Origin of the sequence: Streptomyces sp. NPDC001339 (assembly GCF_042895955.1) — a bacterium.
Classification (GTDB): domain Bacteria; phylum Actinomycetota; class Actinomycetes; order Streptomycetales; family Streptomycetaceae; genus Streptomyces.
Map to the genome: position 1 here is coordinate 157,195 of NZ_JBIAWT010000011.1, position 13,828 is coordinate 171,022.

Consider the following 13,828-nt stretch of genomic DNA (forward strand, 5'->3'; position numbering starts at 1 on the left):
GAGGAGGACCCGCACGTGAGCGGCGAGATCAACGAGAACCGGGGCAGCGGCGAGGCAGCAGGCCACGATGATGGCATCCGGGGCACCGCCCGCGGCAGCGCCCCGGTCCCGCTGTCCGTTCTCGACCTGGTGACGGTCGGCGCCGGCAGCACCGCGTCCGGCGCGGTCCGCACCGCCGTCGAGATCGCCCGTACCGCCGAACGCCGCGGCTTCCACCGCTACTGGGTCGCCGAGCACCACTCCATGCCCGGCGTCGCCTCGTCCTCCCCCGCCGTGCTGCTCGCCCACCTCGCCGCGCACACGGACCGGATCCGGCTCGGCTCCGGCGGCGTCATGCTGCCCAACCACGCCCCGCTGGTCATCGCCGAGCAGTTCGGCACCCTGGAGGCGATGGCCCCCGGCCGGATCGACCTCGGCCTGGGCCGCGCCCCGGGCACGGACGGCGCCACCGCCGCGGCCCTGCGACGGACCCGGCAGCTGCACGAGGGGGCGGAGGAATTCCCGGAGCAGCTGGCCGAGTTGACGCGCTTTCTGGACGACTCGTTCCCCGACGGCCACCCGTACGCCTCGATCCACGCGGTCCCCGGCCCGGTCCAGGCCACCGCACCCGGCGGCGTCCAGTCCGCGCACCGCCCGCCCCTCTGGCTCCTGGGCTCGTCCGGCTTCAGCGCCCGGCTGGCCGGCTCCCTCGGCCTGCCGTTCGCCTTCGCGCATCACTTCTCCGCGGCCAACACCCTCCCTGCACTCGACCTCTACCGCGCGTCCTTCCGCCCCTCCGCGGTGCTCTCCGAGCCGTACGCCCTGATCGGGGTGGCGGCGCTGGCCGCCGAGGACGAGCGGGAGGCCCGGCGCCAGGTGATGACCGGCGCCCTGTCCATGCTCCGGCTCCGCACCGGCCGCCCCGGCCTGATCCCGACCCCGGAGGAGGCAGAGGCCCACCGCTTCAGCGAGGTGGAGCGCGGCTTCGTCGACAACTGGCTCGGCAACGTCGTCCACGGCACCCCGGACGCGGTCCGCCAGGGCCTCGACGACCTCGCCAAGCGCACCGGCGCCGACGAGTTGATGGTCACCTCCAACGCACACGGGAGCGGCGCCAGACTGCGCTCGTACGACCTCATCGCCGACGCGTACGGGATGTAGGCCCGCGACAGGGGCGTGAACACGGGCGTCAACAGGGGCGTGAACGTCGCCACGCGCGAGGGAACGCCCCTACGAGGAACGCCCCTACGAGGCCCCCACGCGAGACGCCCCTACGCGGGAAGGAACAGCGAAGCGACCTGCTCCGGCGCCACCGGCCGGCTGTACAGCCACCCCTGCCCCGTGTCGCAGCCGATCCGCCGCAGGCGCTCCGCCTGTTCGGTGCTCTCCACGCACTCGGCGGTGACGGTCAGGCCCAGCCGGTGCGCCAGCGTCACCAGTGCCTCGACGATCATCTCGTCCGCCGGGTTGGGGTGTTCCTGGGAGCGGAAGCCGCGGACGAAGGAGCCGTCCAGCTTCAGTACGGACACCGGGAGCCGGCTCAGGTAGGCGAGGTTGGAGTAGCCGGTACCGAAGTCGTCGATGGCGATGCGGACGCCCATGTCGCTCAGCGCCTGCAGGGCCTGAAGGGGGCGGCCGGCCGAGCCCATCACCGCGGACTCGGTCAGCTCCAGCTGGAGCAGCTGCGGCGGCAGTCCGGTCTCCTCCAGGATCTTGGCCACGTCCGCGACCAGGTCGGAGTCCCACACCTGACGTACGGCCACATTGACGCTGACGAACAGCGGCCGGTCGCCGGGGTGCGCCAGCTGCCAGGCGCGCGCCTGATAGCAGGCCCGCTCCAGGATCCAGCGGCCCAGTTCGACGATCGCGCCGTTCTCCTCCGCCAGTGCGATGAACCGATTCGGTGACAGGGTGCCGAACTGCGGATGACGCCAGCGCACCAGCGCCTCCACGCCCTGCGCCCGGCCGTCGCCCAGTCCGACCAGCGGTTGGTACTCCAGGGTGAATTCGCCGCGGTCGACGGCCGGGCGGAGCGTGCTGGACAGCGCCTGCCGGGTCATCCGGTGGGCGTTGCGCTCCGGGTCGAAGAGCGTCCAGCGGGCCTTGCCGTCCTCCTTGGCCCAGTACAGCGTGGTGTCGGCGGCCTGCATCAGCCCGGTTGCGGTGGTGCCGCCCACGGCCCGCTCCACCACGCCGATGCTCGCCGACACCGACAACCGCTGCCCGGCCAGGTCGAACGGCCGCTGCAGCGCGTCGAGGACGCACTGGGCGAGTTCGGCCAGCTGGTCGGTACCGGTGGAGTCCTCCACCAGCACCGCGAACTCGTCACCGCCGAGCCGCGCCACCAGATGCCCGTCGTCGCCCGCCCCACGGTCGTCGGCGGCCTCCGCACAGTGCGTCAGCCGCTGTGCCACCGCGCTCAGCAGCCGGTCCCCGACGCGGTGCCCCAGGGTGTCGTTGACGGCCTTGAAACCGTCCAGGTCGAGGTAGCAGAGCCCGATCCGGCCGGTCCCGGCCGGGGCGAAGGCGGCGCGTTCCAGGGCGGAGGAGAGCCGTTCGAAGAACAGTGCCCGGTTGGGCAGCCGGGTCACCGGGTCGTGCATCTGGAGGTGCCGGAGCCGGGCGAGCAGATCCTGCCGGTCGCTGACGTCCGCGACCGACAGCAGCATCCGGTCCTCGCCGCTGAGCGGGTCCGGGGTGAGCGGCTCGACGGTCACCTCCACCCAGACGGAGTGCCCTTCGGGGTGTTTGAGGCGGCGGGTACATCGCATGCGGTCGCTGCGGCCGCAGAGTACCTCGCGGTACGCGGACCACACCCGGGGTTCGGCGCCGAGGTCGGTGAGGTCCGCGGCGGTGGCGGCGACCAGCTCGGCGGGGTCGGTGCCCACCAGCTCGCCGAAGGCGGGGTTGGCGGCGAGGACCAGACCGTCGCGGTTGAGGACGGCCATCGCCATCCGTCCGGCGTAGAAGGCGGCGCGGTAGTCGCCGAGCGAGGCCGCGCTGTCGTCGCCGGAGCCGGGCGGGCCGGGCGGGCCGGGCGGACCGGTGGGGGCGAGGGGGCAGGCGGCGGCGGATTCTTTGGTCGTTTCGTTACGCTCCGTCACCGACGGCAGTGTCGCTCCGGGGGTGCGGCCTGGGCCGTCGGGGTGTCCGCTCACTGCTCGCTCCCGCATGGCGCTGGTCTCGTGATGGAGGGGGCTTCTCGCGCTGGAAAGTGTGGCGATCATAGAGGCTGGCGCAAGGGCCTATCCAGCGACGCAGCCGTGATCGTCGGCACCCGTGACGGAACTTCAGCCATTTCTGCCCGGCTCTGTTCGTGCAGATTGCCCCCTTGGTCGTTTGTGACTTTCTGTTACGGGGGAACGGGGACGCGCCGGTCACTCTTCCGGGCGCCCGAAACAGGACGAATAGCATTAAATCGCCACAGGGTAGATGAGGTCTCCGAATCCGTCCCTGGAGGTATGTGTGCTGTCGCGCACCCGGGCAACCGACGGGGTCGACCGTCGCAGTCTGCGGCGCGCCGCGGCCGTGGCCACGTCCCTGAGCGCGCTCATCGCGACCTCCATCGTCGCCGGCCCGGCCACCGCCTCCGACGCCGCTCTCTCCTGCGCGCTGGGGCGCACCGACGCACACCACTCCGAAGGCGTGGACGGCTGGAACGGCTCCTACACGCGACCGGACCGCCCGCTCGACGCCGTCATGATCTATCTCGCCTTCCCGGACTCCCCGCCGGTCACCGTCCCCCAGGTCCTCGCCCGCGACTACTTCCCCGCCACCTCCGCCTTCTTCGAACGTGCCTCGTACGGAAAGTTCCGGCTCCGCCCACACGTGCACCGCTCCTGGGTGAAGATGCCGCGCACGTCCGTCGCGTACGGAATACAGCGCGACTGGGACGCCGGGCGACGCGCCGCCTATCTGCGCGATGCGGTCGATGCCGCGGATCCGGTCGTGGACTTCAGCCGTTACGACATGGTCTATTTCGTCGCCGATCCGGACGCGCCCGGTGTCGATTCGGACGCCACCAAAGTCGTCAACCTCAGTCAGCCGATGTACGCCGACGACCGCGAGCTCCGCCGGTTCGTGACCGTCTTCGAGCAGAGCCCGCCGGACCGCAACGTCCTCGCCCACGAGACCGGGCACGTCTTCGACCTGCCGGACCTCTACCACCGGCCGCAGAACGGCAAGGGCGACTGGGACACCTACGTGGGGGACTGGGACCTCATGGGCAGCCAGTTCGGGCTCGCCCCCGACCCGTTCGCCTGGCACAAGTGGAAGCTCGGCTGGATCGCCGACAACCAGGTCGACTGCGCCGACGTCGTCACCCGGTCCACCATGCACTCGCTACGGCAGCTCTCCGCCCCCAGGGAGCCGCGCAGCCAGCGCCGGCCACGGCTCCTGGTGGTCCGTACCGGCCCGGACAGCGCCCTGGCCATCGAGGCCCGGGCCGCCGGCGGCAACGACCGCGCCCTGTGCAGCGACGGCGTCCTCGTCTACCGCGTGCGCAGCGAGACCCCCTCGGGGTCGGGCCCCGTGCGGGTCCTCGACGGCCACCCCGCCACCGGGGCCTGCTGGGGCACCTCCGTCTACCCGCCGCTCGCCGACGCGCCACTGGGCGTGGGGGAGAGCATGGACGTCCACCAGGACGGCGTCCGCGTACGGGTCCAGGTCACGGGCCGGTCGAGCGACGGGGACTGGGCGGTCAAGATCGGACGCGGTGGAGGCCCGTGAGCAGGCTCGGACGCGGTGGAGGCCGGTGAGCAGGATCGGACGCGATGGAGATCCGGACATGGCTGATGCCCGGACACGGTTGGTGCCCCGGACACGGCTGATGCTCGTGAACATGACGAAGGCCCCCACCGAGGTGAGGGCCTTCGACTGTCTGTGCGCCGCCAGGGACTCGAACCCCGGACCCGCTGATTAAGAGTCAGCTGCTCTAACCAACTGAGCTAGCGGCGCCTGCTGACGGGGAAAACATTAGCATCCTGGTCGGGCAGGACAAAAATCGGTTTGTCTCAGCCCTGCGCCAGCGCCGGAAAGCGGTGCTGAGCTGCGGCTTCCCGCTCCACCCCGGCCGCCGCGCGGGCCGCCCGCAGGCACGCCCACAGCAGGACGTCCGGCCCGGGCAGCCAGGGGTTGCGGACGTCCGGCGCGACCAGCCAACGGGAGGAGGCGGGGGTGGTCGGGACGTCGGGGGTGGCGGGCGTGGCGATCGGTCCGGTGGGGGTGCCGGCCGATGCGCCGGGGCGAGGCCCGGCGTGGGGTCCGGGATGGGACCCGGTGTGGAGTCCGGTGTGGGACCCGGGGTGGGACCCGGGACGGAGCGGCGGGACCGTCACCGCGTCGCCGCTGCCGTGGCACAGCAGCGGAGGAACAGCGGCCGCCCACTCCTCCCAGACCAGCAGCGCGGGCAGCCGTTGGGCCGCGCCCGGGGCGGCGAACAGCAGGATCCGCCCGCGGTGTGCCGCCACCGGCCCGGATCCGGGGCCGTCGGACCACAGCTGGTCGACCATGCGCCGCCCGAACAGCGCCGGGGCGTTGATCACGTCGAACGCGGTACCGCACGGCAGCACGCTGGGTGCTTCCGGCTCCAGGGCCCAGAGCCTGTGCATCGCGTGCGGGTGGGGGCTGGCGGAGGCGAGCCAGTCGGCACCCGCGCGCGTGACGGACCCCGCCGTGGGCGTGGCGGGGAGGGCCGGGGTGTGGGGCATGCGGGGGGTCTCGGGCAGCCGCTCGGTCATGGGGCAGGTCTACCGATACGACGCGTTCCGGCTTCGCTGATTGGCCGAAGTCAGGACAGGGCGGTGCGGGGACCGGTATCTTGCCCCCTCGCATATGCCAACGGCTCATGGTCATGGACCATGAGCCGTAACGGGGTGTATGGGGTCGGTGTCGGTGTGATGTGCGTGACGTGTGTGAGTGCCGACGATGTGCGTGACGGGACCATGCATGTGACGGGACCATGCATGTGACGTGCCGACGCCGCCGGGACGCCCGGAGCTGGAGCCGCCAGGACGGCGGGGACCGGAGCCGTCAGGACGGCCGGGGCCGGAACGATCAGTCCATGTCCCCCAGCAGGGTGCTGCCGCCCCGCATCAGGCTGCGGCCGAACTCGATCATCTTCTGCGCGTAGTCCTCGGTCCACTCCGCCTGCTCGGCGAGGGCGGCCAGCGGCAGCCGGTCGAATCGGCTGGGGTCGGCCAGCTGGGCGGCGGCCAGCGCCTGGAACTCCATCGCGCGGTCGGCCGCCGCACGGAAGGCCAGGGTGAGCTCCGTGGCTCGGCTGAGCAGCTCGCGCGGGTCCTCCATCGACTCCAGGTCGAAGAAGTGCTCGGGGTCGGCGACGGCCTCGGGCGGCTCGAAGAGCAGTTGCGCGGGCCTCATGCGCCGGGGCCCCGGCGCCACACCGCGTGGGTCAGGAGCCGGCTGCGGCTCGGACATGTACCTACCTCCAGATCGTGTGCCGCATTCCATTCTCCCGCCGGGCGCAAGGGGGCCGGAAACCCGGCCCGTCCGGGGTGGGCGGGACGTCCGGCACAGGCCCCGACGAACGCCGGACGACCCTTGACGAACGCCGGACGACCTCTTACGGACGCCAGGCGACGCGGTGTTCCGACAGGTGCGCCGGCACCGCGTGATGCGCTTCCCAGCCGTCCGGGCTGTTTCCATTGGGCGCCTCCGGCGGCGTGCGGACTCCGTCCGGCGGTTGGGCGGCGACGTGCTCGGCTCCGTACGGACAGATGCGGGGGTGGTGGTCACGGCCGCCAGACCACCCGGTGCTCCGACCAGTGGTCCCACGTGGACATCATTGCCTCCCAGCCGTCCGGGAACTTGACCGTGACGCCCAGGCTGACCGGTTCGGTCGAGGGGTGTTCGTCGAGGAGGTCGGCGACGCCGGCGCGGCAGACGACGACGCAGGCGTGGCGGTGGCGCGAGGCCAGGACGCACAGCCGGCCGGTCTCCAGGTGGAAGGCGGTGGCGTCGGGGCGGCCGGAGAGCGGATGGAGGACGACCGTGACGTCGAACTCGCGGCCCTGGAGGCGGTTGGCGGTGTCGACCGTGATGTCCGCCACGCCCAGGTCGGCGAGGGCGGCGCGGACGGCCGCCGCCTGGTCGCGGTGGGCCGTGCCGACCGCGATCCGGGCCGCCGTGAGGGGCACTGGACCGGGCGCGGCCTCACTGGTCGCCGCACCGCCGCGGTCCAGCAGCCGGCGCACCACCAGTGCCACCGCCCGTACCGCCTCCGGATCCGTACGCGGTGTGTGCCGGGCGGGGAGTTCGAGCAGCCCCCAGCCGGACTCGGCGGCCTCGTCCAGGACGCGGTCCACGCCCGAGCCGTCGCCCGGCACGCCGAACGCCAGCCGGCGGTCACCGGGGCCGGTGCCGCTGCGGAAGCGGGTGTACGGATAGAACGCGTCGGAGACGAGCGGGGCGGCGGAGGCGGGCAGCCGCCAGGACACCGGCAGGCGGTGCTGCGGCAGGTCGGGGTTGTGGGCCAGGAGGGTGGAGACGGCGCTGGACGACGGGTCGTACGCCAGGCCCGCCCACTGCTCGGCGCCGACGATGCTGAACGGGTCCAGCTGCCCCGGGTCGCCGACGAACAGCCCCCGCTCGAAGAGTCCGGCGACGCTCAGCAGTGCGTCGGAACGCATCTGGTAGGCCTCGTCCACGATGGCGTGCTGCCAGGGCTCGTCGGTCCTGGTGTAGGCCCACTTCGCGGCCGTCGAGATGACGATGTCCATCCCCGCCAGATCGGCTGCCTTGGCCGACGTACGCACCGCCGGCAGCTCGGCCAGCGCCGGGTCGAACGCACCGGGCTCGCTGCTGTGCAGCCGGCCGACCGGCAGCTCCGGGTCCTTCGCGGCGAGCCGCAGGACGAGGTCGTCGACCTGGGCATTGGTCTGCGCCACGATCATCAACCGGCGTCCGGTGGCGGCCAGTTCGCGGGCCGCGCGGACCACCAGGGTGGACTTTCCGGCGCCGGGCGGGGAGTCGACGACCACACCGCGCCGGGTGCCGTGCAGCGTGTCGCGCAGGATCGCTTCGGTGGCCTCGGCCGCCGCGGCGGCGGGGTCGAAGGAGCGCTCCCCCGCGCTCTTGAGGGGCGGGGAGGTGTCTCCATCGCGCCGGGTCACAGGAAATCCTCCACGGTCACGGGGTCGGGGGTGTCTCCGGGCGAGGCCGCGCCGGAGGCGCCCGGCGGCGGGCCGCCGTGCGTCCAGGGGGTGTCCTCGGGGTCCGGCAACTCGGGGCCGCCGCGCGGGGCGTGCTCGAACAGGGTCCAGCACACCACGTCGCCCGGCTCCGGCACCGAGCCCGCCTCCGGGGTTCTGCCGCGCCCCATGCCGGCGGTCAGCCGTACCACCAGCGTTCCCGGGGCGTCGTCCGCGTGCGGGCCACGCCCTTCGGGCAGTGGCAGTGGAGGAGACACGCACTCGGCGGGCTGGGTCCTGCCGTCCGCCAGCGGGCGGTAGAGCTTGGTGCCCGCGGACAGCTGGGGGAGGTCGGCCGTGCGGAGCGTGACCAGAGGGCGCGGCATCGGGCGTTTGCCGTCGGAGAAGGCCATTTCCACCTCGACGACCGTGCCCTGGAACGCCTCGCCGGTGAGCCGGCGCCCGGCCATCACCAGCGGGTCGTCCAGGGCTTCCTGGGCGTCCAGCTGAGCCTGCGCGGTCTCCCGCGCGGACAGCTTCCGCGCCGCCGTGACCGCGTCGTCCCGTCTGGGCTGCGGTGGCTCCCCGGCACGCACCCGGTCGCGGTGGGCCGTGTACGACCAGCGGTCGCGCTTCCAGCGGTCGGCGACCCGTGTGCCCGCGGGGAGCGCCCGCAGCAGGTCGATGCCCCGCCACACCGCTTCCCAGGCCGGCCGCAACTGGCTTTCGAGCAGCGCGCGGAGCGCGCCCTCGGCGCCCGGCGCTCCGGCGTCGTAACGGGCCATCGCGGGTGCCAGCAGACGGTTGTCGAACGCCGGGTCGGTGGCGGGACCGGCCGGTGGGCACCGCAGCTGCCCGGACCCGTCCCGTGCCGACTCCGCCCGTGCGGCGGCCTCCTGGGCCGGGACGCCCGGCGGAGGGTCGATCCAGGCGAGCAGCGCGCCGAGGTGCTGGTCCTCCAGCGCGCTCTGGCCGGTTGCCCAATGGCGGGTGAGCAGGTCCGTCATGGACAGCAGGAGACCGGACCCCGGGACCCGCGCGCGCTCGCCGAAGTGCGTCAGCCAGCGGCCCAGCAGCGGGACCTGCGGCGGTGCGGGATGCGGCGCCTCCGGCTCCTGCTCGGCCGTCCGCCGGAACCGCATCGAGCGCCCCAGCAGCCGTACGTACTCGATCCCGGCGGTGCTCGGCACGATCAACTGCGGTGCGTCCGAGCACAGTTCGACCTGCACCGGGATCTTCTTGCCGGTCTCCGGGTCGGTCTCCTTGCGCTCCTCCCGCTCCACGGCGTCCGCGAAGCCGTCCACGTACGGCAGCATCGCCTCGGCCAGCTCGGCCAGGAACGCGAACCGCAGATCACGGTCGCGCGGCTGCGGGACCGCGAGCAGCGCGGGCTTCTCCCGGTCCGTGCCGACCAGCGCGCCCAGTGGGGCACCGGCCTCGCCGGCGGTCGTCAACGGGACGAGGACCAGGGGCCGTTCGGACAGGTGGCGGTGGCGGACCGTGCACCGCGGCTGGGCACGGCCGACCGCCACCGCCTCCATCCGGGCCAGCGTCTCGATCAGCGGCATCCCGGCTCCTCCGCTCCACGCTGCGACGGGACGTCCGGCACGCACGGCGACGAGACTTCCGACGCCGACGCCGACGCCGACGCCGACGCCGACGCCGACGGGGACACCGACACCGGCACTGGCTCCCGCCCCAGCGCCTCGGCGCGCAGCGCGGCGGCCCGGCGCAGCGCGAGCACCGCCGGATCGTCCGGATCATCCGGATCGTCCGGGCCGTTCTGCCCACCTGGCGCCTTCGGATCGCCGGCCGTCCCGGCCGCCTCCGGACTGTCCGCCACCTCCGGACCGCGGGCCGCCGCCAGCACTTCCCCCACCGTACGCAGCCCGCCCAGCTCGCCCCGTACACCGCGCCCCAGCACCGCCACCGCGCCCTCCGTACGTGCCCGTTCACGGCAGTGGAAGGCCAGCTCACAGGCGGCCAGGCACTCGGGTGCATAAGCCGCGTCGACCGCGTCGACGGCCTCGGCCAGCTCCTCCGGCGGGCGGGTCGCGGTCCTGCCGTCGTCCGCGAGCCGCAGATCGAATGTCGTCCCCTCCGGCAGCGCGGCGGCGATCTCCTCGACCCGGGTCAGCCGGCTCAGTTGCCGCCGGGTCGAGGCGAGCTGCTTGCGGACGTCGACGGCCGCGGCGGCCGGGAGGTTGGAGAAGTCCTTCGGGCACACCAGCAGCACCCGGTCGCCCACCCGCACCGCGCGCCCGGTGCGCGCCCCGACGTGCTCCGCCACCGGCTCCAGGGCCAGCGCGTACACGGCCGCCTGGCGCGCGGCCGCGCCGACCTTGGCGGCATCCGCCGAACCGTCGATCATCGGGAAGGACTTGATCTCCACAACCGTCCAGGTGCCGTCCGGAAGCACCACCACCGCGTCCGGCTCCACATAGGCGGCCGCACCGGCCACCCCGACGGCCAGCAGCGGATGATCGAGCAGCGCCCAGCCACCGGCCGCGGTCGCCTCGCGCAGCGCCAGCGCCGTACGCGCCGCCCGGCCCTCGGGCCCGGCGGCGGACAGGTCCGGAGCGGCGACCGCGCCCGGCTCCGGCGGCGGGGTGCCGGGCGGCGCCAGCCGCTCGTGCAGCAGCCGGAGCAGCTCCGTGCCGCCGTCGTCCTTCACCCTGGCCTCGAACGCGTTCCCCCGGGCTATCGCGAACTGCGACTGCCCGTACGGCGCGGGCGACCCCAGCGCCCTGGCCAGCGCCCCTTTGTCGATCCCCGCCCCGTCCAGCAACGCCCGGCGCCGGCACCCGGGGTTGGCGGCCAGCGCGGCGAGCGCCCGGGCGTCCAGTGCACGGGGCGGCACGCCGGGCCCGCGCAACGCGGCGAGCCTTCCCCGCTGCGCGCCCGGCGCCGCCCCCGGCCGCAGGTCCGTTCCCGGCGCCGGCCCCGGTCGCAGGCGCGTTCCCGGCGCCGCCCGTCCCGCCGGAGGGGCAGCCGACCCGGATCGACTGTCGCGCGAAATGTCCACGCCCCGCAGTGTGACACCCGGCACTGACATCGACGCAACGATGGCCCCGGCCGCTCATGGGTGGGGGTGCGCGGGGACAAATCGCCCCATGCGCGAGAATGGAAGGCCGCGGTCAATGCCGCCCGCGCCAAGCGATGACGAGCAACGACGAGAACCACCGGCGAAGAGCACGACGAGAACGACGAGAGCGACCGGCGAAGAGCACGACGAGCCGGGTGATCGACGAGCCGAGCGATCGTCGAGCCGAGTGATCGTCGAGAACGACGAGCCGAGCGATCGGCGAGAGGTACGAGTACGACTATGGCAGCGCGCATATTCCTGGCCAGGCACGGGCAGACGGAGTGGTCCCTTTCCGGCAGGCACACCGGCCGTACGGACATTCCCCTGCTGGACGAGGGCCGGCGCGGCGCCAAGCTCCTCGGCGAGCGGCTGCACCGCACCCCGTGGGACGGCCTGCCGGGCGTCGAGGTCCGTACCAGCCCCCTGGTGCGCGCCAAGGAGACCTGCGAGCTGGCCGGCTTCGGCGACCGGGCCCAGGAGTGGGACGCGCTGATGGAGTTCGACTACGGCGCGTACGAGGGCATGACGCCGGCCCAGATCAAGGCCGGGCAGCCGGGCTGGCTCATCTGGCGGGACGGCGTACCCGAGGGCGAGACGCTCGCCGAGGTCTCCGCCCGTGCCGATGAGGTCGTCGACTGGGCGCGTTCGGCCGATCGCGATGTGCTGGTCTTCGCACACGGCCACATCCTGCGCGTCCTGGGCGCCCGCTGGCTGGGCCTGGACATCTCCTTCGCGGCCCGCCTCCGACTGGAGCCGACGTCCCTGTCGGTGCTCGGCTGGGCTTACGGGGAACCGGCCGTCGAGCGCTGGAACGACACCGGCCACCTCGCCTGACCATGGCATGGGGCCGTCGGGCCTTACACAGGACACAGGGGGGCGCCGGGACGTCCGCCCGGCCGGCACTTCGCCGGGCCGGGCGTCAGACGGGAGACCGGGCGCCACAGGGGATGACCCGGCGCCACACGGGATGGCCGGGCGTCAGAACGGATGCCCGGGGGCCGTCGCCGCGGGGCCGCTGACAGCCTTGGCCGCATGGTGCGCCAGGAACTCGGCGACCGGGGGGCTGGTGCGGTGGGCGCGGAGCGCGCGGGCGGTGGTGCCGAGCATGGCGCGGATACGGGCCGAGCGGACGTGTTCCAGGAGGTCCAGGACGCGCAGGCCGGCCGCCGCCGCCTCCTCGGGGGCGCCGCTGGCCGCGAGGTCACCGGCCAGTTCGGCGGTGAACAGGGCGATGTTGCGGATGAAGTGGGGGTCCTGCAGGGCCACCGCCCGGTGCGCGTGTTCCGCCGCCCGCTCCGAGGCGCCGAGCGCTGCCCAGCACTGCGCCTCCAGGCCCGCCAGTTCGGCCTCGCCGAAGAACGTCATCCACTCCGGGTCGCCGTCCCGTGGCCCGCGCGCGAACTGCCGCTCGGCCCGGGCCAGCGCCCGCTCACAGCCGGAGCGGTCCCCCAGCCCCGCCCAGCCGCCCGCCTCGCGCAGCGCCAGCAGGGACAGCAGCCGGGGCGAGGAGAGCCGCTTGGCGGCCTGCTGCGCGGCCTGCGCGGCGCGCACCGCCTCGCGCGGCCGGCCGGCGTCGCGGGCCAGGAAAGCGCTGTTGCAGAAGGCGTGCGCCTCCAGGGCGGCATCGCCGCAGACCCGGGCGGTGGCCAGGGCCTCGGTGTAGTGCGAGCGGGCGTCGTCGAAGCGGCCCGAGTCATGTGCCAGCCATCCGACGGTGATGGCCAGTTCACCCGCCCCGGCGTGCAGTCGGTCGGACACCGAGCGGCGCTGCACCCCGGCGTCGAGCAGCTGATAGGCGGCGCGCAGCGGCTGGGTGGCGCGCTGGTAGATGCCCTCCGCGCCGTGCCGGTCGTCCAGCAGCCGGATATGCCGGACGGCCTCCTCGACGGCGGTGGCCTCGGCCGCGCCGACCCGGCCGCCGGCCGGCGTACGCGGCCCCGGGACATGGGCGGATGCCGTGGCGGCAGCGGCCTCGATGGGGTGCAGCGCGACGATGCCCAGGGCTGCGGCCGGGCCGCCGGTGATGAACGCGCGACGCAGCACGTCGCTCTCCTCGTGGATCTGGATACGGGTATCGCGGTTGTCGGGTCGGTGTGCCAGGCGCGCGGCGCTGACCGCCGCCGTACGCGCCCCCCGTCCGCGTACCGTCTCGCGCGGCGCGAAGCCCATGTCGGGCAGCGTCAGCCCGGGGAACATGTGCCGGAACACCCGCTCGTAGGCGTAGTTCGGACACCGGATCTCCCCGGACTCGACGCGGCCCACGTAGCGGGCGTCGCATGAGACCTGCTCGCCGATCTCACGGGCGGCCCGTCGGACCGCCGCCGCGAACTCGCCCGGTGACAGCCGGCCGCGCAGCTGTCGGAAAGCGGTGTTCGGGCGGGCGGGTACGGTGCGGGACGACGCTGAACCTGCTGCTGGCGACGTCATGGCTGCCTTTCCCGGCCCTTTCCGTGCCCTCTCCGTGCCATCGTGTGGCGCTGCCGCCTCCTGGCGGAGCGGCGGGACGACCGTACCGGCTGTGATGGCTGCGATACGCCCAGTTTGGCTACAAACCGGATATCTCACGCGCGATCTGCCATGAACCGCCATCCTTTGCAGCGTTACGCCGCCGTAG

At 73.7% G+C, this 13,828-nt stretch carries 10 protein-coding genes and 1 tRNA gene; 3 read left to right on the top strand and 8 right to left on the bottom strand.

The features are described from left to right. Window positions 1-15: 15 nt before the first annotated feature. Window positions 16-1,140, top strand: coding sequence for an LLM class flavin-dependent oxidoreductase (locus ACFY12_RS28915; RefSeq protein WP_390718849.1), 1,125 nt, complete (start codon window positions 16-18; stop codon window positions 1,138-1,140). Between the two features lie 110 nt (window positions 1,141-1,250). Here ACFY12_RS28915 and ACFY12_RS28920 read toward each other — a convergent pair whose 3' ends face one another. Next, complete coding sequence (locus ACFY12_RS28920; RefSeq protein WP_390718850.1) at window positions 1,251-3,083, bottom strand: putative bifunctional diguanylate cyclase/phosphodiesterase; 1,833 nt, start codon at window positions 3,081-3,083, stop codon at window positions 1,251-1,253. Window positions 3,084-3,411: 328 nt separating this feature from the next. Between ACFY12_RS28920 and ACFY12_RS28925 the strand changes: the two genes are divergently transcribed. After that, the gene (locus ACFY12_RS28925) at window positions 3,412-4,707 is read left to right on the top strand and encodes a M6 family metalloprotease domain-containing protein (protein WP_390718851.1); all 1,296 of its coding nucleotides are present in this window, start codon (window positions 3,412-3,414) and stop codon (window positions 4,705-4,707) included. Between the two features lie 154 nt (window positions 4,708-4,861). Here ACFY12_RS28925 and ACFY12_RS28930 read toward each other — a convergent pair. From ACFY12_RS28930 to ACFY12_RS28955, 6 genes are all read right to left on the bottom strand, one after another. Continuing rightward, window positions 4,862-4,935 (bottom strand) — tRNA-Lys (locus tag ACFY12_RS28930). 56 nt (window positions 4,936-4,991) lie between these two features. Continuing rightward, window positions 4,992-5,717: a hypothetical protein gene (locus ACFY12_RS28935; protein WP_390718852.1), complete on the bottom strand. Its 726-nt coding sequence runs from the start codon at window positions 5,715-5,717 to the stop codon at window positions 4,992-4,994. 316 nt (window positions 5,718-6,033) lie between these two features. Beyond that, a complete protein-coding gene (locus tag ACFY12_RS28940) occupies window positions 6,034-6,417 on the bottom strand; it encodes a hypothetical protein (RefSeq protein ID WP_390718853.1) in 384 nt (127 codons plus the stop codon). Window positions 6,418-6,731: 314 nt separating this feature from the next. Then, a complete protein-coding gene (locus ACFY12_RS28945; RefSeq protein ID WP_390718854.1) occupies window positions 6,732-8,111 on the bottom strand; it encodes an AAA domain-containing protein in 1,380 nt (459 codons plus the stop codon). Next, complete coding sequence (locus ACFY12_RS28950) at window positions 8,108-9,697, bottom strand: hypothetical protein (RefSeq protein ID WP_390718855.1); 1,590 nt, start codon at window positions 9,695-9,697, stop codon at window positions 8,108-8,110. The genes ACFY12_RS28945 and ACFY12_RS28950 overlap by 4 nt, the downstream gene beginning before the upstream one ends. After that, on the bottom strand, window positions 9,688-11,184 hold the full coding sequence (locus ACFY12_RS28955; protein ID WP_390718856.1) for a hypothetical protein: 1,497 nt from the start codon (window positions 11,182-11,184) through the stop codon (window positions 9,688-9,690). Before ACFY12_RS28955 ends, ACFY12_RS28950 begins: the two co-directional genes overlap by 10 nt. Before the next feature lie 270 nt (window positions 11,185-11,454). On the opposite strand from ACFY12_RS28955, the gene ACFY12_RS28960 reads away from it, so the two are divergent. After that, a complete protein-coding gene (locus ACFY12_RS28960) occupies window positions 11,455-12,048 on the top strand; it encodes a histidine phosphatase family protein (protein ID WP_390718857.1) in 594 nt (197 codons plus the stop codon). A 144-nt stretch (window positions 12,049-12,192) separates the two neighbouring features. On the opposite strand, the gene ACFY12_RS28965 is transcribed toward ACFY12_RS28960, so the two are convergent. Beyond that, window positions 12,193-13,641 carry a tetratricopeptide repeat protein gene (locus ACFY12_RS28965; protein WP_390718858.1) on the bottom strand — a complete coding sequence of 483 codons (1,449 nt, stop codon included), beginning with the start codon at window positions 13,639-13,641 and terminating at the stop codon, window positions 12,193-12,195. Window positions 13,642-13,828: the final 187 nt, after the last annotated feature.

Bases quoted from the DNA above. Each gene is read 5' to 3' on its own strand.
- ACFY12_RS28925 (WP_390718851.1), top strand. From the start codon at position 3,412: ATGAGGTCTCCGAATCCGTCCCTGGAGGTATGTGTGCTGTCGCGCACC.
- ACFY12_RS28935 (WP_390718852.1), bottom strand. From the start codon at position 5,717: ATGACCGAGCGGCTGCCCGAGACCCCCCGCATGCCCCACACCCCGGCC.
- ACFY12_RS28940 (WP_390718853.1), bottom strand. From the start codon at position 6,417: ATGTCCGAGCCGCAGCCGGCTCCTGACCCACGCGGTGTGGCGCCGGGG.
- ACFY12_RS28950 (WP_390718855.1), bottom strand. From the start codon at position 9,697: ATGCCGCTGATCGAGACGCTGGCCCGGATGGAGGCGGTGGCGGTCGGC.
- ACFY12_RS28955 (WP_390718856.1), bottom strand. From the start codon at position 11,184: ATGTCAGTGCCGGGTGTCACACTGCGGGGCGTGGACATTTCGCGCGAC.
- ACFY12_RS28960 (WP_390718857.1), top strand. From the start codon at position 11,455: ATGGCAGCGCGCATATTCCTGGCCAGGCACGGGCAGACGGAGTGGTCC.
- ACFY12_RS28965 (WP_390718858.1), bottom strand. From the start codon at position 13,641: ATGACGTCGCCAGCAGCAGGTTCAGCGTCGTCCCGCACCGTACCCGCC.